The organism is Nocardia sp. NPDC050630 (assembly GCF_044457245.1).
GTDB lineage: Bacteria > Actinomycetota > Actinomycetes > Mycobacteriales > Mycobacteriaceae > Nocardia.
The window spans coordinates 1,450,513-1,471,371 of the sequence record NZ_JBITGN010000001.1; the positions used below are offsets into that span (position 1 = coordinate 1,450,513).

The 20,859-nt window shown below is 65.1% G+C and carries 15 protein-coding genes; 5 read left to right on the plus strand and 10 right to left on the minus strand.

Features of this window, described 5'->3' with window-relative positions:
- Window positions 1-197: 197 nt before the first annotated feature.
- The 3 genes from ACIBG0_RS06060 to ACIBG0_RS06070 are packed head-to-tail and all read right to left on the minus strand — an operon-like array spanning window position 198 to window position 4,152.
- Window positions 198-1,625 (minus strand): aspartate ammonia-lyase, encoded by a 1,428-nt coding sequence (locus ACIBG0_RS06060; RefSeq protein ID WP_397029677.1) that lies wholly within the window; start codon window positions 1,623-1,625, stop codon window positions 198-200.
- Window positions 1,626-1,636: 11 nt separating this feature from the next.
- Window positions 1,637-2,686 carry an asparaginase gene (locus ACIBG0_RS06065; protein WP_397029679.1) on the minus strand — a complete coding sequence of 350 codons (1,050 nt, stop codon included), beginning with the start codon at window positions 2,684-2,686 and terminating at the stop codon, window positions 1,637-1,639.
- Window positions 2,683-4,152 (minus strand): amino acid permease, encoded by a 1,470-nt coding sequence (locus ACIBG0_RS06070; protein ID WP_397029681.1) that lies wholly within the window; start codon window positions 4,150-4,152, stop codon window positions 2,683-2,685. Before ACIBG0_RS06070 ends, ACIBG0_RS06065 begins: the two co-directional genes overlap by 4 nt.
- Window positions 4,153-4,263: 111 nt before the next feature.
- On the opposite strand from ACIBG0_RS06070, the gene ACIBG0_RS06075 reads away from it, so the two are divergent.
- On the plus strand, window positions 4,264-4,941 hold the full coding sequence (locus ACIBG0_RS06075) for a FadR/GntR family transcriptional regulator (RefSeq protein ID WP_397029683.1): 678 nt from the start codon (window positions 4,264-4,266) through the stop codon (window positions 4,939-4,941).
- Between the two features lie 5 nt (window positions 4,942-4,946).
- Here the strand turns inward: ACIBG0_RS06075 and ACIBG0_RS06080 are convergent, their stop codons facing one another.
- Complete coding sequence (locus ACIBG0_RS06080) at window positions 4,947-6,179, minus strand: PucR family transcriptional regulator (protein ID WP_397029684.1); 1,233 nt, start codon at window positions 6,177-6,179, stop codon at window positions 4,947-4,949.
- Window positions 6,180-6,431: 252 nt separating this feature from the next.
- On the opposite strand from ACIBG0_RS06080, the gene ACIBG0_RS06085 reads away from it, so the two are divergent.
- Window positions 6,432-7,568 carry an esterase/lipase family protein gene (locus tag ACIBG0_RS06085; protein WP_397029686.1) on the plus strand — a complete coding sequence of 379 codons (1,137 nt, stop codon included), beginning with the start codon at window positions 6,432-6,434 and terminating at the stop codon, window positions 7,566-7,568.
- A gap of 200 nt (window positions 7,569-7,768) precedes the next feature.
- On the opposite strand, the gene ACIBG0_RS06090 is transcribed toward ACIBG0_RS06085, so the two are convergent.
- The gene (locus ACIBG0_RS06090) at window positions 7,769-8,248 is read right to left on the minus strand and encodes a hypothetical protein (RefSeq protein WP_397029688.1); all 480 of its coding nucleotides are present in this window, start codon (window positions 8,246-8,248) and stop codon (window positions 7,769-7,771) included.
- 532 nt (window positions 8,249-8,780) lie between these two features.
- Here ACIBG0_RS06090 and ACIBG0_RS06095 point away from each other — a divergent pair.
- Both ACIBG0_RS06095 and ACIBG0_RS06100 read left to right on the plus strand, forming a co-directional pair.
- On the plus strand, window positions 8,781-10,790 hold the full coding sequence (locus ACIBG0_RS06095; protein WP_397029690.1) for a hypothetical protein: 2,010 nt from the start codon (window positions 8,781-8,783) through the stop codon (window positions 10,788-10,790).
- Window positions 10,791-10,944: 154 nt separating this feature from the next.
- The gene (locus ACIBG0_RS06100; protein ID WP_397029692.1) at window positions 10,945-12,366 is read left to right on the plus strand and encodes an MFS transporter; all 1,422 of its coding nucleotides are present in this window, start codon (window positions 10,945-10,947) and stop codon (window positions 12,364-12,366) included.
- Window positions 12,367-12,368: 2 nt separating this feature from the next.
- Here ACIBG0_RS06100 and ACIBG0_RS06105 read toward each other — a convergent pair whose 3' ends face one another.
- The 4 genes from ACIBG0_RS06105 to ACIBG0_RS06120 form a co-directional block, all read right to left on the minus strand.
- The gene (locus ACIBG0_RS06105) at window positions 12,369-14,462 is read right to left on the minus strand and encodes an AMP-binding protein (protein ID WP_397029694.1); all 2,094 of its coding nucleotides are present in this window, start codon (window positions 14,460-14,462) and stop codon (window positions 12,369-12,371) included.
- A 201-nt stretch (window positions 14,463-14,663) separates the two neighbouring features.
- Entirely contained in the window at window positions 14,664-15,572 is a 909-nt protein-coding gene (locus tag ACIBG0_RS06110) for a UbiA family prenyltransferase (protein ID WP_397029696.1), read from the minus strand.
- A 6-nt stretch (window positions 15,573-15,578) separates the two neighbouring features.
- Window positions 15,579-16,955 carry a cytochrome P450 gene (locus tag ACIBG0_RS06115; protein ID WP_397029698.1) on the minus strand — a complete coding sequence of 459 codons (1,377 nt, stop codon included), beginning with the start codon at window positions 16,953-16,955 and terminating at the stop codon, window positions 15,579-15,581.
- Window positions 16,952-17,962, minus strand: a complete 1,011-nt coding sequence (locus tag ACIBG0_RS06120; RefSeq protein WP_397029700.1) for a polyprenyl synthetase family protein — start codon at window positions 17,960-17,962, stop codon at window positions 16,952-16,954. Before ACIBG0_RS06120 ends, ACIBG0_RS06115 begins: the two co-directional genes overlap by 4 nt.
- 115 nt (window positions 17,963-18,077) lie before the next feature.
- Between ACIBG0_RS06120 and ACIBG0_RS06125 the strand changes: the two genes are divergently transcribed.
- The gene (locus tag ACIBG0_RS06125; protein ID WP_397029702.1) at window positions 18,078-19,205 is read left to right on the plus strand and encodes a TetR/AcrR family transcriptional regulator; all 1,128 of its coding nucleotides are present in this window, start codon (window positions 18,078-18,080) and stop codon (window positions 19,203-19,205) included.
- On the opposite strand, the gene ACIBG0_RS06130 is transcribed toward ACIBG0_RS06125, so the two are convergent.
- Window positions 19,182-20,300: a TetR/AcrR family transcriptional regulator gene (locus ACIBG0_RS06130; protein ID WP_397029704.1), complete on the minus strand. Its 1,119-nt coding sequence runs from the start codon at window positions 20,298-20,300 to the stop codon at window positions 19,182-19,184. The genes ACIBG0_RS06125 and ACIBG0_RS06130 overlap by 24 nt on opposite strands.
- Window positions 20,301-20,859: the final 559 nt, after the last annotated feature.

Genomic DNA, 20,859 nt, shown 5'->3' on the forward strand with positions numbered 1-20,859 from the left:
ATGTGGCGGGTACTTTTTAACCCGCCCGGCAACACAATGTGTTGCCGGGCGAGTTCCTTCCCCGTTCGCTGCGCGAACGCCGCCACGTCGCACAGCGCTGCTATGTTAGCCCAATTGGTGCGCAGATCTATGTCGCCACGCCGACGTCGGCGTGTCCGGCGTGTTGGATGTCGAAGCGTAGACCCGATGCCGCGCCCCTACTGGGCCACAGCAGCTTTGGTCGCCGGAGTGGGCAGTCCGGCAAGACGGTGCGGTGCCAGTAGGGATTTCACGGTTTCGGCTGGCAACAGGCCGAGCTCGATGGCGATTTCTTCGACCGGACGGCCGGTGTGCAAGGCCTGCTTGGCGATTCGGGCGCTGGCAGCGTAGCCGATGACAGGGGCGAGGGCGGTGACGATGCCGATGGAGTGGCGCACGCCCTGTTCCAGGTGCTCGCGATGGGCGGTGATGCCCGCTACGCATCTGGTCGCGAGCGTGTCGATAGCAGCGGTGAGGTGTGCGGTGGTGCGGAGCAGGCTGTAGGCGATGATCGGCTCGAAGGCGTTGAGCTGGAGTTGGCCCGCCTCGGCGGCCATGGTGACGGTCATATCGTTGCCGATGGCCGCGAAGGCGACCTGGTTGACGACCTCCGGGATGACCGGATTGACCTTGCCGGGCATGATCGATGACCCGGCTTGTACTGGGGGAAGAGAGATTTCCCCCAGACCGGTCGTCGGTCCCGAGGACATGAGCCGCAGGTCGTTGCAGATCTTGGACAGTTTGACCGCGACGCGCTTGACGATGCCGGAGATCTGCACAAACGCGCCGCAATCCTGAGTGGCTTCGATGAGGTCGGCGGCCGATGTCACCGGAATCCGAGTGATTTCGGCGAGATGAGTGCAGGCCAGCGCCGGATAATCGGGATGGCCGTTGATTCCGGTGCCGATCGCGGTGCCGCCGAGATTGCATTCGCGCAGCAGCGCGGTGCCCTCGCAGAGGCGGGCGCGGTCCTCGCGCACCATGATCGCGAAGGTGCCGAACTCCTGCCCGAGCGTCATGGGTACAGCATCCTGGAGCTGGGTGCGGCCCATCTTGATGACGTCGGCGAATTCGATTGCCTTGCTGTCGAATTCGGTCGCCAGTCGGCCCAATGCCGCGACCAGATCGTGGATATGGTGCACGATGGCGAGTTTCACCGCGGTCGGGTAGACGTCATTGGTGGACTGGCCCAGATTCACATGGTCGAGGGGGTCCAGTTCGGTGTAGCTGCCGCGGTCGTGGCCGAGCAGCTCCAGCGCGCGGTTGGCGATGACCTCGTTGGCATTCATATTCGTCGAGGTACCGGCACCGCCCTGAATGGGATCGATGGGGAACTGGTCGTGCATTGCGCCACCGCGGATCTCGTCGCAGGCCGAATCGATGGCCTCGGCACGGCGGGCGTCGAGTAGGCCGAGGTCCCGGTTTGCGCGGCAGGCGGCCTGTTTGACCGCGGCGAGCGCGGTGATCAGGGCCGGATAGTTGCCGATGCGGTCGCCGGTGATAGCGAAATTGTCCAGTGCGCGGGCGGTGTGGACGCCCCAGTAGGCCTCGCGCGGTACCGCGCGGGTGCCCAGGGAATCGCGTTCGGTGCGCGTGCTTTCGGTCATCGGATTCCTCTTCAGTTGGATGTGTGCGGTATCGGCTGTGTTGCAGGAGGATTCGATAGTTCGCCCAGGAGGTTCGTCGTCATCCACCGGTGCAACTCGCTACCGGACAGCCCGAGGTCGACCAAGTAGCCGAGTTTCGCGAGTGCCGCCTCTCTGGTCATATCGCCGCCACCGATGGCACCGGCGTCGCGCATGGCACGGCCGGGTTGATATCGGTCGAGATCGACTGTGCCGCTGTCACAATGGGTGATGACGACCACGGGCGTTCCCCGTGAGGTGGCCGTACGGATGGCCTGAACCGTTGCCGAACCGTGCAGCGGTAACGTGCCCGAGCCGTAGCATTCGAGCACAAGTCCGCCCCGATAGTGACGCAGTGCCGCGTCGAGCAGGTCCGGATGCATACCCGGAAAGACGGTGAACAAGCCGACCGGCATGCTGTCGGGGCGCGAGTGAATTTCCGGCAGCCGGGGCGGCGAGATCGGTGGTGTGCATTCCTGGACCGTGGTGAATCCGTCGTAGTCGTCGCAGGCGCGTTTGCTCGCGCGCACGGCGGGATGCAGCGACTTGCCGAAGGCGATGAATGTCGCGGAAACCAATGGGGCGGCAATGCTGTTCAACGCGAGCGTCAGGTTGCTCCGTGCGTCGCTACCAGGCAGGCCCAGCGGGATCTGCGCCCCGGTCAGCACGACGGGGACCCCGATATCGCGCAGCTCGAATGCCATTCGAGCGCCGATATAGGCCATCGTGTCGGTGCCGTGCACGACGACGACCCCGTCCGGACGCCGCTGCGCAACCGCGGACCGGACCCGTTCGGCGATCCGGCGGGCGGTATCGGGCCCGGCATCGGAGCTGTCGATGATCTGCTCGAGTTCGGTGTAGTCGAACCGAACCGCGATGCCGTTCTCGCGCTCGAATCGTGCGATGACCTCCGCGATTTCGGTGCCGAGGCCCTTTCGCGGGCGCAGTCCGTCACCGTGATCGACCATCCCGAATGTGCCGCCGGTGTAGAGAATGTCGACACTGATCCGCGAAACGCGTTGCGCGGTAGCGACCGAGGTCACGAGATCTCCGATCCGCTGCCGGTGCCCTCCACCGGGGCGAGCACGTCGGGTTCCAACCGTCCGCGCACGCGGAACCAACCCACCACCATCGCGGCGATGACCAGCAGGAACGCCGCCAGCGTGATGCGTCCGATCTCGTCGTCGAAGAACATCAGCACGATCACCGCGAGCAGGAAGCCGAGGGTGAGAATATTGAGCACCGGCGCGAAGGGCAGCCGGAAGGCGGGCCGTTGGTAGTGCCCCTGCTCGGCTCGACGCACGAAGATCCAGTGGCAGATCATGATCGACGCCCAGGTGCCGACAATGCCGAGTCCGGCGAGATTCAGCACGATCTCGAAGGCCTTCTGCGGCATGACCAGGTTGAGCACCACTCCCGCGATGCCGACCACGCTGGTGATCAGAATGCCGCCGTATGGTGCGCCATTGCGGTTCATCCGCTGCGCGAAACGCGGTGCCGTACCGGCCACCGCCATCGACCGCAGGGTGCGGCCGGTCGCGTAGAGCCCGGCATTCAGGCTGGACATCGCCGCAGTGAGCACCACCAGATTCATGACGTCACCGGCGTGCGGAATGCCGATGGAACTCATCACCGTGACGAACGGACTTTCACTGGCGGAGTAGGCCGTCCATGGCAGCAGCAGCGTGAACAGGATGACCGAGCCCGCGTAGAACAGGATGATCCGCCACATGATGGAGTTCACCGCGCGCGGTACCACCAGCCTGGGGTTGTCGGCTTCACCCGCGGCGACTCCGATCATCTCGGTGCCGCCGAAGGCGAACACCACACCGAGCGCGATGGTGAGCATCGGTGCCAGACCGCGGGGGAACAGTCCGCCGTGATCGGTGATCGTCGAGAGGCCGGGATCGTTCCCGCCGACCGAGGTGCCGGTGACGATGAATCCGATGGCCAGCACCATGAATACGACAATGGTCCCGACCTTGACCAGGGCGAACCAGAATTCGAGTTCGCCGAACAGTCGCACCGACATCACATTGAGCGCGACGACGACCATCAGCGCGATCAGTGCCAGTACCCACTGCGGCACGGGGACGAGGAACGACCAGAAGTGCGCGTAGAGCGCGACCGCCGTGATATCGGCGACGAGCGTGGTCGACCAGTTGAGGAAGTACAGCCAGCCGACCGAGTACGCACCGCGTTCACCGAGGAATTCGCGGGCATAGGACACGAACGCCCCGGACGAAGGCCGGTACATGACGAGCTCGCCGAGGGCACGCACCACCATGAACGTGAAGATTCCGCACACGATGTAGACGAGGGCCAGGGACGGCCCTGCCAGCGACATTCGGCCGCTGGCGCCGAGGAAGAGTCCGGTGCCGATCGATCCGCCGATCGCGATCATCTGCATATGGCGCTTGCGCAGCCGCTTCTGGTAGCCGAGGTCCCCGATATCGATCCGCGGCGCGGGGGTAGGGGTGGCGATCGACTGTTGGTCGTGGTGTTGCATCGAAAACCTTCCATGGGCCGGATCCAGCCCTTGAGAAGTAAGGCTGTCTGGCTGTAAGACAGGTTGACTGTAATGGGGGTCACAGCGGCTGTCAATGCCATACTGGGTCGCGTGACGGTCGAGGAAGGGTATGTGCAGCGCATCGGCGCCACCGAAGCGGTCTTTCGTCGGCTGAAGAGCCTCATCCAGAGCGACGATTACGCGGTGGGGGATCGCCTGCCCGCGGAGTTGGCGCTGGCCAAGCAGTTCGGGGTGAGTCGGCCCGTGGTCCGTGAAGCGCTACATGCTTGCGCCATCCTCGGACTCACCGAAACCCACACCGGCCGAGGCACTTTCATCGTCTCCAAGAACGCCGATACCCAGCCGACCTTCGCGGGCGTCGGCGCCGGCGACCTGATCGAGGCGCGCCGGCTCGTCGAAATCCCGGCCGCCGGATTCGCCGCCGAGCGCCGCACGCCGGAGCAGGTGCGCCAGTTGTTCGAGATCCTGGACAAGCTGGCCACGGCACCGGACGCGCACGAATGGGTGCGCTACGACGGCGAATTGCATACCGCGATCGCGGCCGCCAGTGGCAATACGATGCTGACCGCCATGGTCGCGGACACCCGGCGTGCGCTGGACGTGCAATCGGAGTTCTTGAACCTGACCCAGGACCGCCGCACCGACTCCGACCGCGAACACGAGGCCATCGTGCGAGCCATCGAGGCCGGTGCGCCGGAGGCCGCGCGTGCGGCGATGACCGATCACCTGGAGCGAGTCGCCGAAACGGTGGCCCGGATCGGCGCCTGAACGTCTTACCGCTGGGGATCGGGCTGGTGTGTGCGCTGGATGGTCAGTGATGCGGCGAGCAGGCGCGAGTTGTTCGGGTCGGTGGGATCGATGCCGGTGAGTTCGGCGATGCGGCGCAGTCGATAGCTGAAGGTGTTGGGGTGCACATGGAGTCGTGCCGCGGCGGCCTTGCGGTCGGAGCCGTAGCGCAGGTGTGCCTCCAATGCCTCCAGGAGATGGGGATTGCCCAGCAGCGGGATGATCCGCTCGGCCAGCCGGTCGCGGGCGTGGCCCGGTCGGGTGAGCTGGTATTCGAGCAGTAGATCGTCGAGTCGGTAGGTCCCGGTCGGGCGGCCGAGTAGGCGCGCGAGCGTTGCGAGTTCGGCCACTTCCGTCGCGGCATCGGGCAGTTCGGCGCGCGGGATCGCCGGGCATTCGGCCAGATGTGCTGCCGCGCCGAATTGTTCGGCCAGTTCGGCCGCCAGCCCGGCATGTCGGGTCGGCTCCGGTTCCTCGGAATACGCTGGGAGCAAGGCGATTCCGGTGGCCCCATCGAAGGTCACCAGTGCGGTGCCGTTACTGATCGTATCGAGGATGCGATGCAGGATCCGTATCCGTCGCCGGGCCAATAGATCGGCGACCGAGGTGGGCTGGTCGTCGGAATCGATATGGATGCCGAGCACCGTATAGCGCTCGCTGAGTGGGGTATCGGCGCGTGCGGCCTGTTCGTCGGCGGGTTGGCCGAGCAGCAGTGCCGAGCACAGTTCGCGGCGGGCTTCCCGCTCGGCGTTGTAGATGGATTGTTCGACGGCCGTGTAGGTCTCGACGACGATGATATTGATGTGCTTCAGCAGATCGAGCAGGCGTGAGCCGACCCGAACCAGGTCGGCCATTTCCTCGGGTGACGCAAGTGCGGCCGCTTCGGCAAGCACCGACTGCGCCGAACCATGGATTGCCGCTATCAGGATCGACAGCGGAAAGCGGTCTTCGGCATGCCGCTCGGCGACCGGTGCCACGAAGGCCGCGACCTCGGCCGCAGTGAATTCGCGGTCTGCGCCGATGGCCTGCAATACGGCGCGGCCGCAGGCGTAGATGGCGGGCAGCACCTCCGCGGTGAAATGTCCTTCGGGCAGATCGGTCGCGGGCGGGGTCGCGCCGAGGCCATCGGCGAGCATGCGCTCGGAGATCTGCGGCCACCGGGTCAGTAGTCGGGTCACCAATGGAGCGTCTCGAGTGGCCGAGGTCGCAGCGATTGCCATGCGCCGATTGTTGCCGACGACAGTGGGCACTTCAACGTTTCGGTTTTCTCAACCAGAACTTTGTCGTCGACGACAAACCGGTGCGGAGTTTATTCGTCCTGCCGTGTAGTGACGTGGACTAATGACCGTCCTAGATTTCGAGTACCGCGTAATTGCAATGGCGGCCATCACATTTCGATCGATCTGTGACCCATGGCATAGCGACCGAGGTGACGCGGAACCGATCGGGATGGGAAGTACGAAATGTTTGCAATGAAGCAACGCGGGTGCCGTGCCTTCGCGGGTGCCGCCCTCATCGCTGGACTGGCCGTGGCGCATGGGCTGGGAGTCGGTACGGCGGGCGCGGAGCCCGCGGAATCCGATCAGCAATTCCTTGTCGAGCAGATCAACGCGGGGCTGGCGCCGGCTCCGGACGGGCGGCAGCCGCAGGCGATCGTGGATACCGGAAGTGGATCGGGCTGGGCCAAGAGCATCGCATCCAATACCGTCGGTGAAGGGCCCGAAATCACCGCCGCTCTTGCGGCTTTCGGATACGGTCTCACGCATCCTGACGCTGCGCCCGCGGGTGCGAACCGGTGGGACTGCAAGCCGAGTGCCGAACATCCGAACCCGGTGGTGCTCTTGCATGGCACCTGGCTCAATGCTTTCGACACCTTCGCCTATCTCTCGCCGCAATTGGCGCGCGCGGGATTCTGCGTATTCGCGTTCAACTTCGGGCGATCGGGACTGATGGACGGCGGCGGAATCGGTGCGTTGCTGCCCGGTCGCTACGGGGTCGGGCCGATGGCCGAATCCTCCCGGCAGCTGGCGGATTTCGTGGAGCGGGTGCGCGCGACCACCGGGGCGGACAAGGTCGATATCGTTGGTCATTCGCAGGGTGGGACGGTGGCCAATCAGTACCTGAAATTCGACGGGGGTGCCGATAAGGTCGGCAAGCTGGTCACTTTCGGTGCGACACACCACGGCACGTCGTTGTTGGGCATCGCCTTGCTGGGGCGGGCCATCAATAACCTCGGTGTGAATATCCTCGGTTTCTACGAGCCGATCGTGGGGCTGTCGAATATCGAACAGGCGGTGGGGTCTTCGTTCTATGCGCGGTTGAACGCGAACGGCGATACCGTGCCCGGTGTCGATTACACGGTCGTCGGGTCGCGCTACGACGAGGTCACCAATCCCTACAACTGGACTTTCCTGCAGGCGGGGACCGATGCCACGGTCGACAACATCACGCTGCAGGACGGCTGCGAACAGGATCTGTCCGACCACCTGACCATGATGTATTCACCGCGAGCGGCTTCTATCGCCCTCGAGGCCCTTGATCCTGCGCACCATTCGAACCTGGACTGCAGCTTCAACCCATGGCTGATCGGAGGTGGCGGCGCCCGCTGAGTTCGACCGATGCACCCTGCCCCAAGCGGCCGAGCCGGGCAAGGTGTGGACTTCCCAATCTCGGGAGGTTTGACGACCTGAGTGAAAATTGACTGTGCCACTGTCCGTACTCGGGTCCTCGCGAATCGGAGCGTGGTTACGGGTCAGCACACCCGGTTGCACCTGACCGCGGTAACGACACAGCAGGAGACCTCGGTGAATCAGCGGTCGCGGTTCGACCCGGGCGAACTGCGGGCGATGGTCGCCAGGTTGGAACGCCTCATCGCCGAAGCCAACCGAACCGTCGTCGAATTGAAGGCCGCGATCGAATTCGCGGAAGTGGAGACGGTCGGTGTGTCCGAAGAGGTGCGTTCGGGCGTGGCGTCGGCTGAGGAGCGCTCGGACGTGGCATCTGGGAAGGTGCAGCCGGAGGCGGGGTCGGCTGAGCGGTCTTCGGTCGGTGCATCTGCGAAGATGCGCTCGGGAGTGGCGTCGGCGAAGGTGCGCTCAGAGGTGCCATCCGCGGAGTTGCGTTCGGAGACGGCGTCGGCTGACCATTCGGTCGGTGCATCGGCGAAAGTACGGTCAGACGCCGCATTCGCGGCGGCGCAGTCGGATGGCGCGCCTGTTGCGGCGCCCTCGGACGTTCCGAATGTTGCGGTGCATTCGGATATCAGATCTGCGGCGATGCGCCCGAACATTGCATCAGGTCAACCGACGGCAGACCGACCCACCGCCAGTCGACACCGCCTACTCGTGCGCGAGCCCGCCCCGACTCCGTGGTCGCGTCGCACGGTGGACACTCCGTGGTCCCAACGCACGGTCCGCCCGCGCCCAGCCAGACCAAATGCGCCCGCAGAGACTTCCAAATCCACCGCGTCCGAACCACTGCCACTCGCGCCGCCAATCCCCTCGATAATCCAGCGAACCCCGGCCCGCCGATCCACCACGGACTACGCTGGCCCCGACCCGGCCGTGTCGGCAGCGGCTGGTCGGCCGAGCACCGCAAAACCGGGGGCGATTCGACCGACGGATGTTCAATCGTCGAACGTAGTTTCACCACCGGTAAATCTTCGGCCGCCAGATCCTCCGCCCCTGTTGTCGGATGTTTCGGAGCCCGTCGCAGTAATGGCGCCGATGGATATTGGGACGCGCCCGACTCCACTTCTGCCAGTCGATGTTCGTGAACCCGAGACGGTAGAACAACCAGCGGATGTTGAGGCGCCGGCGCGGGTGCCGCTACTGGCTGAAGTCGCGAAGCCAACGGCGCAGGCACAACTCACGGATTCTGGAGAGGCGGAGGCAATTCCGCAACGGGCCGACATCTCGGAGCCCGAGGCGCGGGTGGATATTGAGGTTCCCGCGACTGTGCCGTTGCTTGCGGATGCAGCCGAGCGCGGAGCGGTGGCGCCACCGACAAATATTCGGGAACCCTTCGCCGTCTCGGACCCGATCAGCGGGGACGACACCAAGAATCCGGAGGGGATTCGACAGTCGCCGGATACCCAAGAGCCGGAGGTGGTTTCGCCACCGATGGATCTCGACGAACGCCGGGCCGCACCTCTGCCGGTCGATGTCGGGGAATTCGCGACGGCCAAGCAGCGGCCAGTGGAGGTTGGCGAGCCCGGGGGCGCGCCGCCATCGCCGGATGCTGCCGAGCCCCCGGCGGTGGCGCTACCAGCAGATATCCGGGAACCGGACGCAGTGTCGCGGCGGGCCGATGGTTCGGAACTCACGCCGGTATGCACAGTGCTGGATATGGCGGCCCCGGCGGGGGTGCCGTTGCTGGCTGATGTCGCAAAGCCAGCGACGGAGGCGCAATCCGGGGATCTTCGGGGGTTCGAGGCCCTGCCGCCAGCTGCTGACATCTCGGATCCCGAATCGGTGCATCCGCAGGTGGACACCGAGGCGGTAGGGGCAGTGCCGTTGCCAGCGGATATGGCGGAGCCCGAGGGGGTGGCGCTACCCGCGACCGTCGAGGAACCGCCATTGCCGATCTGCGCTCGGGAACCCGAGTCGGAGCAACTGTCGGTCGATACTGAGGCGGCCGAGGTTGTGTCGCCATCAGCGCCCGGGGTGGAGGTGCTACCAGCGGGTATTCGCGAACACGGGCCTCTGCCGCGGGCGGTGGATGTTTTTGGGCCGCCGCTACCGGCTAATGCTTCGGAACGCGAGTCGGGACGTGCGCTGGTGGATATCGAGATGCCTGAAGCGGTGCTGTTGCCAGCGGACGTTCGGGTACCCGAGTCTGTGCCGCAACCGACCTACCTTTGGGAACCCGAAACGGCACGACCGCTCATGGATAGCGAGACATCCGAAGCGGTGGCTTTGTCAGCGGGTGCTGCTGAGCCCACGGCCGTGGTGCTACCGACAGACATTCCTGGGCCGGAGGCAGTGCTGGAGTCGGCGCATGTTCGAGAACTCGACGCGGAATCGCTGCCGGTCGACGTTCAACCACCCGGGGCAGGGCCGCTGCCGGTCTATGTTCGAGAATCCGAGGTGGTTCGGCCGCCGGGGGAGGGGTTCGAACCGGAGACGGGGCCGCTGCCGGTCTACGTTCAGGAATTCGGGGCGATGCGATTTCCGGCATATCCAGATGTCGAGATGTCACGCCCCAGTGCGGATTCCGTCGATTCGGTGACACCGACGACCGCTGTCGAGTTGGCGGCGCAGCATGGTCTGGACGTCATCGGATTCGATGGGCCGAATGTCGACACCTATGTTGTCCGGGAGGTGACAGCAGCGGTCGACGATATGCTCACCAGGTACCCGATTGCCTTGCGTGGCATACAGATTACCGATCCGGACGATAGCGCGCCCGCGATGTGCGGGGCGTCTCGGGCGCTGCCGCAGTCGGATTCGTCGGCGATTTGGATGGTGCTCGACGGTGGGGCCTTGGCGACTCTGGTTCCGGAGGCCGGGAATGCACGGCCGCGCAGGTGGTTGCGGCGGCGGCGCAATGCCGATCGCCCGGTGTACGCCGCGGTTGTGCGCGAGTTCGGTTGTGCGCTCGATGTCGCGGGCGACTTCCGGGCCCGGCACGAGGCGCAGCGCCGCCTGATCACCGAATCCCTGCGTGGTAGTGCCGATCTCGCCTACAACCCGCTGGATCCGAGCCTCGCCCTGCTCGATGCGTTCACCGATTTCGCGCTGCACGGGGATCGGGCGGGGAAGTTGGCGAAGGAATTGCACGACATGCTGGTGAAAATGGCACGAGCCGAGTCGACGGATTTGTCGGCCTGAACCGACCAGGACGAGCCTCGACTTGGGCCGGTTCACAACATGGCTGACGGTCGGCTTGTGTGTTGACGGAGTCTTCGGTCGCTGACCCGCGGTAGCGGTCGGATTGTTCGTTACCGTCATCGCGTTCGATTGCCCGCGTTCGGAAGGGTCAGCAATGACGGAGATCGGGACACGACGATCCGACGAGCGGGCGAGCGGTGGATTCGGCGCGTGGCTCGCCTTCGCTGGTTGCCTTATCGCGGTCTTCATGCAGATGATCGATGTGACCATCGTCAATACCGCACTGCCGACGCTTACCACCGATCTGGGGGCCTCGCAATCGGCACAGGTGCTGGTCGTCTCCGGCTATTCGCTGGCCTTCGCGTGCACCCTGCTGACCGCGGCGCGCATCGGCGCGATCTTCGGTCGCCGCACCGTATTCCTGGTGTCGGTCACCGCGTTCACCGCTGCCTCGGTGTGGTGTGGAATGTCGACCAGCGCAACAGAATTGGTAACCGCGAGAATTGTCCAGGGCGTCGCGGGCGCCGGGATGGCGGCACAGACGATCGCCATCCTCATCGCGAGCTTCCCACCGACTCGACACCAACAGGTATTCGCGCTCTATGGCGCGACCGCCGGATTCGCCGGAATGCTCGGCCCGATCCTCGGTGGTGCCCTTGTCACCGCCGATATCGCCGGACTGGGTTGGCATTCGATATTCCTGATGAATCTGCCCATCGGCGTGCTCGCCTTCGTCCTCGGCCTCCGATATCTGCACCTCGGCAGGCCACCGCAACGCGATCGCCTCGACCTGGGCGGGGTAGCTTTGTCAACGGTGAGCCTGTTCGCCCTGCTCGCCGCCCTCGCCGATATTCAGCAGAACGGTTGGCGGCCATGGCCTTTCGGGGTAATCGCCGCGGCCTTCGCGCTCGGTGCGGTGTTCTTCGCCTATGAGCGCAGCCTGGTTCGGCGTGGCGGCAGTCCGCTGGTGCGCCTGGATCTGTTCGCCGATCGCGGTTTCGCCATCGGTGCGGCACTGGTGGCGAGTTTCTTCGGCCTGTTCACCGCATTCGTATTCACCGTATCGATCACACTGCAGGACGAACTGCACTGGTCCGCACTCCGCACCGGTGCAGCGATGACACCGTTCGCGCTGGGTGCGGGCGCTGGCGCACTCGCCTCGGTGCTTCTCGTAAAGCGCTGGGGAGTAAGAGCACTCGCATTCGGCATCGCGATGTATGGATGCTGTGTGGCGATCGGTGCGGCATATCTGCGGCTCACCGCAGGCGAGCTGAATCTCGCGCTGGCGCTCGGCCCGGTCTTCATCGCGGGATTCGGGGTCGGGCTGTTCGGCGTGCAACTACAACCACTGATGTTGGCGGGATTGGAGCAGCGCCAAATGGCCGAGGCATCGGGGCAGCTGCCCACCATCGAGCAGATCGGCAATGCGGTCGGGCTGGCGCTGCTCGGCGTGGTGTTCTTCCGTACCCATACCCTGGACGGCAGCGTGGTCATGCTGGCCGCCATTGCGGTCGTGTCGATTGCCATGGCGGTTCCGACCCTGGCGTTGCCAGCACCGTCGCGGGAATCCGCATAGTTTCAGGCTGAGCCGGAAGTGCCTAGCGGAGACGGTTCGCCGGGTTCGGATCCGATGAGCAGCCGTTTGAGGATCTTCCCGGTCTCGCCGCGGGGGAGTGCGGTGAGGAAGGTGACATCGCGCGGTACGGAAAAACGGCTGAGCCGGTTGCGAATATATGATCGGATCATATCCGAATCCAGCCCTGCGCCTTCGCGTTTCACCACGAAGGCGGCCAGGCGCTGCCCGAATTCGGAATCCGGGACGCCGACCACGGCGACCTCACTGACCTGCGGCAGATGTGCAAGTGCCTCCTCGACCGGCCGCGGGAATACATTCTCACCGCCGGAGATGATCATCTCGTCATCGCGTCCCGCAATGAACATACGGCCCGCGACATCGAGATAGCCGAGGTCCCCGGTGTCGAGCATGCCGTCGGCTTCGGCAGGTGGTGCCGAATTCACATAGCCGTCGAACAGCATGTGGTTGCCGACGAAGATATGCCCGGGGACACCGATCGGAACGGGACGTTGATCCGGACCCAGCACCGCGACCTTGGTGCCGAGCGGCGGCCGGCCCGCGGTGGTCGGTGCGGTGCGCAGATCATCGGGGGTCGCGATGGTGGCCCAGGAGACCTCGGTGGAACCGTAGACGTTGTAGAGGATCTCGCCATACGTGTCCATGAACCGCAGGACCGTCGCCCCCGCCAGCGGCGCACCGCAGCTGATCACGGTGCGCAGACTGGACGTGTCATAGCGAGCACGCACCGAGGTGGGCAGGTCGAGGATGCGATTCACCATTGTCGGCACGACGATCATGCTCTCGACTCGGTGTTCGGCCACCAGGCGCAGGCAATCCTGCGCATCGAACCGTTCCGGCAGCACCACCGTCGCACGCAGCGCCGTACTGAGCTGCAGCCCGGCCAGCCCCCAGGTGTGGAACAGCGGGGCGGGGATGAGCATCGCCGCATCCATCGTAAGCGGAATCCGCGACAGCAGCGCGGCGATGGTGCCGAAACCCTTCGGATGGGGGCGCCGCGCGCCTTTCGGGGTTCCGCTGGTTCCCGAGGTCAGCACGATCAGCCTGCCGGGTTGGGTTGGCATGCGAAATTCGCACTGCCCCATGGCGATCAGGTCGTCGATGGTGGATCGCCCGGGTATCGGCGGGCGGCCGTCGGTATTGATGCGGCGCAGATCGGCATGCAGGTAGCGGACCAGCTGCTCCAGATCGCCATCGACGAACAGCGCCGAAAGCCGGTGGCGCTGCACGATTTCTTCGATGCGCCGCCCGGACAACCCGGCATTCAGCAGCGCGACGTCGACCCCGAGTTTTCCGGCGGCGACTATGGTTTCGACCATGCCCGCATGGTTGCGCGACAGCAGCCCGACCGCGTCACCGGAGGCGAGTCCGAGGGTGGCCATCGCCCCGGCCAGCGCGTTCGTGCGCTCGTGCAGCTGAACGAAGGTGCGGGTACCGAAGTCGTCGACAACAGCGATCCGATCCGGCGAATGCGCAGCGCCCGCCGCATACCCGCCCGCGAGATTGAATCCCCATTTCGCCAGGGAGCGAACCTGTTTGATGCTCGTCGCGGGATCGGTGGGCCGCGCGACACCAGTGCTCATGATCTGCTTGGCCACACCCACCTGCCGCCGCAGCGGTGAATTCTCGGCATTGACCACCACCGAGGTGTGCGCGCCGGATATGACATCGACCGCGTGCTGTAATCCGCAGTTGACCCAGGCCATCACCGCGTCATTGGACTGCTCCGGCAACGATGGGTGCATCCGAGCCGGTGCGAACAGGGTGATGACAATCTTGGTGCGCTTCTCGTCGCCGCGCAGGCGCACCGAGGCGAAACTGCCGGTGCCCAGGCACTCCAATTCGAAGCTCTCATACCAGCGACACACTCGGAACCGCACCTGATGGGTGCGAATTCCGGATTCCGGCGTGCCGACCCGCACTTCCAGAATGCCGTCGTCGGTACGGGACTCCACGCGTTCGCAACCGCCGATGCCGGCGAATAACCGTGGATAGGTCTGCGGCTCGAGCAGCAGATCCCAGAGCGCTTGCCGGGCGATGGTGAATTCCGCGCCCACATCGATGATGTCGGTAACCAACTCATGCACTTCTCGTCGGCCGGTTCGAACAGCTCGGGTCGGCGGTAACCCCTATAGACGCAAGTATGCGAGGCCCCACTCATGTTGCCCACCATTTACTGCGAAGTTGGGGCCTGGCCCAACCGGTGACCGACGCCCATGTGAATGACCCCAATGGTCATCGAAATACGCCCGCGGGCGCGTCCTGCCGATGATCATGATTCACGTTCCAAAGGCGAAGACCGCGCTGGCCAGAGTCAAGCAGTACCAGTAGGTGTAGAGGAGGTAGGTCGTGTGATCGGCACGGCGATCGCGCCACCGCAGCACGCGGTAGGCGATGACGAAGGACAGCAGCGCAGCGGCCGCCCCGATCAGTGCCGTGACGGTCGCAGCGTTGCGATAGACGAGGAAATGCATGGCAATCGGATAGATCACGAATGCGGCCGCGAAGAACCGGCGGCAGGCCACCTCGCCGAAAACCACGGCCGCGGTGCGTCTTCCGACAGCCAGATCACCATCGATATCGCGCAGATCTTGCAGGGATACCAGCACACTCAGTGGTATGGCGATCGCCGCGATCCAGGTCCAGGCCGCCGGAGTCAAGGGAGTCACGATCTGCCAGGCAGCCGCGAGTTGGGCGATCGTGCCCGCGACCATAGCGGCATTCTTGCCCCACAATGCGCGGGCGCCGCCGAGGTGATTGTGGAAGGCCCACGCCGCAATCCAGAGCACCGTCCATGCCAGGACCTGCAGTGCCGCACCCAGCGCGAGGAAGGCGGCCGTGACCCACACCAGCCGCCACTTGGCACCTTGCGGGGTGACGAGTCCGACGACGAGCGGCCGGTGCGGCTTATTGCGGCGATCCTCCTCGATTCCGGTCAGCTGGTTGGAAAGGTTGAAGGTGTAGATGTAAAGCCAGAAATAGACCAGACATTCGGCCAACACCAGTGGTAGTGACGCGATACCGGCCCGAGTGCTCATCCAAGCCGCGACGGCGAAGGTCGTCGCGGGCACTACGGTTGCCGTCAGGTCGCCTGCGCTGAACGACCAGCAGATGTTGAGCTCACGCAATAGACCGCTGGTCAGCGTGCCGACCCTGCGGCACGCGGGCGCTTCGGCGGGTGCCGCCATATCGACCTACCCGGGCTCCGATGCGGACATATTGACTGCCACTGGATCTCGACGCCACACCCGCATACCGAGTTTCGTCGGTGCGGGCAGTTGCGCGAGTGACACCGATACCGGCCGAGTCGACAGCGCGGCGACATGCCAGCGTGCCATGATCGTCGCCAGTGCCAAACTGGCCTCGACCAATCCGAATTGGTCACCGATGCAGCGTCGTGCACCAGCACCGAAGGATATGAACAGCGTTCGGTCCGGCTCCACGCCGATCCAGCGATCGGGCATGAATTCGCCTGCCCGCTCATAGATTTCATCGCGCCGATGAATGACGTGCGGACTGACCGCGACGGTCGTGCCCGCCGGAAGGGGGACGCCGTCGAGGGTGGTGTCCGTCGAAACCACCCGCGTGAGCAACCATCCGGCCGGATACAGCCGCAGCGTTTCGGTCACTACCCGATTGACCACCGGCAGGTTCGCCAGGTCCTGGTAGTGGGCCGTTCTATCGCTGAGCACGGTGTCGACCTCCTGCTGCACCTGCCGTCGTAGCTCCGGATTTTGTCCGAGCAGATACAGCGCCCAGGTCAATGTGCTCGCGGTGGTTTCCGCACCCGCGAACAGAAAGGTGAACACCTGATCGATCAGTTCCTCGTCGCTCATCGCGACCTGCGCTCCGGTCGAGTCCGGATCGCGGGCGCGCATCAGTGAGGACAGTAGATCGCCGTGGTCGCGATTGTCGGCTCGCCGCTGTTCGATGAGTGCGGCGGCCACCGCCCGCAGCCGGTTGCGCGCCTGGTAGTAGCGCCGGTTCGCCGGTGTGGGCAGCCGATTGAGGACCGGTGGCAGCACCATCCGCCGGAATATGCTCCCGGCAATGGTCGTGAAATCGTCGGCGACCTGCTGGACCGAGGTCTCCGGAAACGACGAGGAGAACATCGTCCGAACGGCCACCCGGACAGTGAGTTTCGACATTTCCGCGCCGAGCTGGATTCGCTGCCCGTCTTGCCAGGAACCGATCACGTCTTCGATCGAGTCGATCATGGCCTCGGAGTATCCCGGGAGACGCCCCGGTTGGAACGCGGGTTGACTCAGGCGGCGCTGTCGGCGGTGCCTGCTGTGCGGACAGGTTCCGATGCCGTCCCCCGCGACCTCGCGGGAGCGATCGTAGAGTGGTCCGCCGCGGTCGAATGTGCGGTCGTCGAGCAGTACCACCCGGGCCAACTCGGGATCGCAGACCACCACGACGGGCAGTGGACCCAGTTGGACTCGGCTCAGGCGGCCGTGGGTGGGGAGTGAGGACAGAAATCCGATCGGGTCGGTGAGAAATCGGAAGCCGTGACCAAGAATCGGGACAGTGTTCGGAGCTAGCGGGATCGACTCGATCGAGTTCTTCATGCGGACCTGCTCGTCATCATCTCCGCGAGTAGTCGAAGGTCCTCGGTGGCATTGCTGGCGGATACTTCCGTCAGGCAGTCCATCGCGGCATCGAGCTGTCGCCGGGCTTCCCGCTGCGCCCACTCGCGTGCTCCGGTGAGTTCGATCAGGCAGGCGATCCGGTGCAGCGTTTCGGCATCTCGTCCGGCAGCTCGATACAACTCGCGCAGCGCCTCCGCGGTGGGGCCGGTTGAATCCAGGGCGCGCGCGATCGGTGGTGATTTCCTGCGGTTGGCGAGGTCGGGGTACAGCGGCTTACCGGTCATGCTCGCTTTTCCCCAGATGCCGAGCATATCGTCGATCAATTGGAAGGCGATGCCGAGATGGTGTCCGAATTCGGCCAGTGCTCTGGCTTGTGCGGGGTCGGCGCCACCGGCGATCGCGCCCATCTCGCAGGCGCAGGACAACAGCGCCGCGGTCTTCGATTCGATCACCGCGAGGGATTCGTCGACGGTCTCGTGCTGTTCGGGCTCGATATCCGAGCACTGTTCATTGCATAGCGCGTCGAGGGCTTTCGACAGCAGCGTGATGCCGGGGCGGCCGACCATCTCGTTGATCGCCATGGCAAGTAGCGCATCTCCCGCGAGCTGGGCGCCGCGTTCGCCGAAGACCGACCAGGCCGAGCGGCGGTTGCGCCGCTGCTCGTCGCCGTCGGTCAGATCGTCCTGCAGCAAGGAAAAATCGTGCACGAGTTCGACCGCGACGGCCTCGGTGACCCCCTGTGGCGGCTCCGCGGCCGCCACGGCTTTGGCGGAGGCGAGTACCAGTGCCGGACGGATCGACTTGCCGACCTGTTTGCTCGGCCGCCCCGTGGCGTCCAACCAGCCGGCGTGGTAGCCGACGATCATTCGGATCGGTGGGGCAATGCGGTCCAGGGAGGAACGGTATGCGGGCTCGACCAGACGCCTGGCCTCATCGAGCACCGTGGCCGCGGTTCGCGACCCGGATTCGTACCTGGTAATGCCCACTACCCGTCCTTCGATGCCCGCCTCGCTCGTACTCGTCGCACGTAGCATTGAGATGGTATCAACATTTGGATGGTATGCGCATCTGTAAACGAACAGAACGGTTGGTGGAGAACCGATGGGTCGTCAGAGCAGAGCCGCATTGCAGCAACGCAATCGCGACCGGGTCCTAGCGGCTGCCAAAGCGGAATTCGCCGAACGCGGTTTTCGCGGGGCGACGGTGGATGACATCGCCGAGCGCGCGGAGCTCACCCGCGGTGCGGTGTACTCCAACTTCGCTGGTAAGCGGGCGTTGTACCTGGCCGTGCTGGCCGCGGAAGCCGAACGGGCGCCGGAACTGCTGGATGGTCGCCCCGCTCAGACGCCGGTAGCGGCCATCGGCCGATTCGCCCGGACCTGGGTCGACCGGCTCCCCGGTTCGGCAAACTATCCGGTGGGCGGCCTCTCGCAGCTGCGCTCTCCGATGCTGGCGCACGACCTCATCCCCGAACTCGTCGTCGACGAATGTCTGCGCGGCTCGTTCGTGCAGCTGATCAAACTGGACGCTATCCTCCTCGGTCTGGCGCTCGCGGGCCTGGACGGCGGCAGTGGGACCTTACTGCCCGGACGTTGGCTCGGCATCGCCGAATCGGTGATCACCCTGCTCTACGGTGCTACCCAATTATCTTTCGTGGCACCGGAATTCGTGGACCGAGCGAAAGTGATCGCCGCATGTGAGCAGATGGTGCAGCACCGGATCGACGACACCACGCGGGCTACTGCGGACACCGTCACGGTGGCTGGCGTCGACGAACCGTGGACCCCACCATCGTGCCTCGACCTCGTCCATACCGTGGCAGCCGACCTTTCGGGCTCGAACGTCGTTGCTGTGCTGGGCATGAACAAGCTCGGCGCCATCGCGGATATCCTGCGTGACCAGCCCAGCGGAGGACGCACCACGATCGCGATGGCTACCGCCGACGGGCGGGAGGTGGCACAGCTGGCTCGCCTCGCGGTCAGCGATATCAGCCGGTCCCTGCGCGCGGCATTTCCGTGCCCCGCGGTGCCCGGCATGCAGGTGGTGCTCGACGAGTCCGGCAAACTCGCCCGCGCATGCGGGGTCGATATCGTCGACGACGACACCGAGAGCGCGGTCTTCATCGATGGCGAACGGGTGGTGGCGCGGGCCACGGGCGCCGGTGCCTGTCAGGCGCTGGCGAAAACGCTCGGCACCCTGGAAGACTCACGCTCGGTCCGCAGTCGATGAACTCGCGTATGCGGTAGCGGCGGCCTTGCCTGCGCCCCGTCCCTCGGCCCGCGTCGTGATGCGGCCGTTCTCGATGGTGACCGCGAACTCGGAATTATCATCGACCCGGTCGAATCCACATGCGGCAGCGAGTGTTCCGGCATCATCGACGACGACCTGGAGCCGAGGTAGCGCCGAGGTCGGGAATGCGTGGCGCAATGACCGGCAGATATCGGCGATCGCCAGCCTTGCCAGCGGGCCGAGTTCGGCAGGACGATCGCTCACCAGTGCCAGCGTGATATCGGTGTCCTCGGGCCAGATGGACAGTGCCGCTTCGATGGTGGCGATCCGGTGCATGCCGACGATGGCGATCAGGCCGTTGCCGTCGAGCCTGGCCGAGTCGGCGCGCACGCGGTCGATGCAACTCGGCGGTTCCCAGGGCTCGTCGACCCTCGTGACCTGCGCGTCGATAGGGGGCGGTGGGCTGGGCGTCTTCACACCGCCGAGTAGCGCGACCTGTTCGCACAACGCGATGGCGCGCGCCGGATCGGTGAATTCGGGTGCGACGTAGGACAGCTGGGTCGTCCCGTACAGGATCGTCAGCACGGATTCGGCACTGGCGATAAAACTTTCCAGCGGTGCCGATGTCGGTTGGCTGATCGCCCGCAGCGATACCGCGAGCAGGAGCGCATCGAGTGCCAGCAGCTGCGCGAACGGTCGCCGGATCTGTTCGCTCATCAGCACCTCGGGTACGAAATCGACGCTGAGCGCGGGGGAGGTGAACTGTTCGTCCTCGCCGTACTCGTACTGGCTCGACTGCGGCAGTTGCTCGAGCCAGGTACTCGCGAACGCGCCGAGCGCGGCGGCTGGCGTCTCCGCCTTCGCGCCGCCGACGGTCGCGGGAGCCTGTTCGGCTTCGTGTGCGAGCACCGCGAGGTATAGCGCCCGCTTGCCCGGAAAATTGGAATAGACCGCCCCCCGTGTCATATCCGCGCGCTCGGCGATGCCGTCGACCGTCGCGCCGCGGAATCCGCGCTGCGCGAACTCGGACTTGGCCGCGGCCAACACCTTTCTGCGGGTGGCGTCCTGCTGCTGTGCCCTCGTCAGACGAACCATCGGTCCCTTCGCTGTTCCCTTGCTTCCTGCGGCACCGCGCAGCGTACCGGTTCGATACTTGCGCACGGCGCTACGAATGGCCCAGATGTAGCTGGTGGCGCGGCGATCGTGCCTCGTTCGGCGTTGTCATGCATATTCGGATGCGTCTATCATCCAAATGGTAACAACATCTCGACTGCCGATGTCCTCGCGCGTCAGTTGCCGCCGTCTGACCGCGGAGGGGATGGTCAGACGGCACCGGGCGCAGATCCCCTGCCGAGTGGATAGCCGGTTCACGTTGCGGGACGTTCACAACCGCGTTGTGCCAACCTTTTCGCACCGACCGGTCCCTATGATCCAGTGTGGGCGAGCGGCGGCATGAAATGCGCGAGAGTTCGGGGAACCGCTACGGACAAACGCGCGGTAGCCCAGGAGCAGGTCGGTTGCGGCGGGCATGTTGTGGCGGATACCAGGTGTTTCGGCGACAGCTGACGAGATCGCCCAAATTCCGGTCGACCGGTTCCGCCGCAGCGTGATTCCGACCTACGTTCGGCGCGAGTAGTGCCGTTTGCCGATCGGA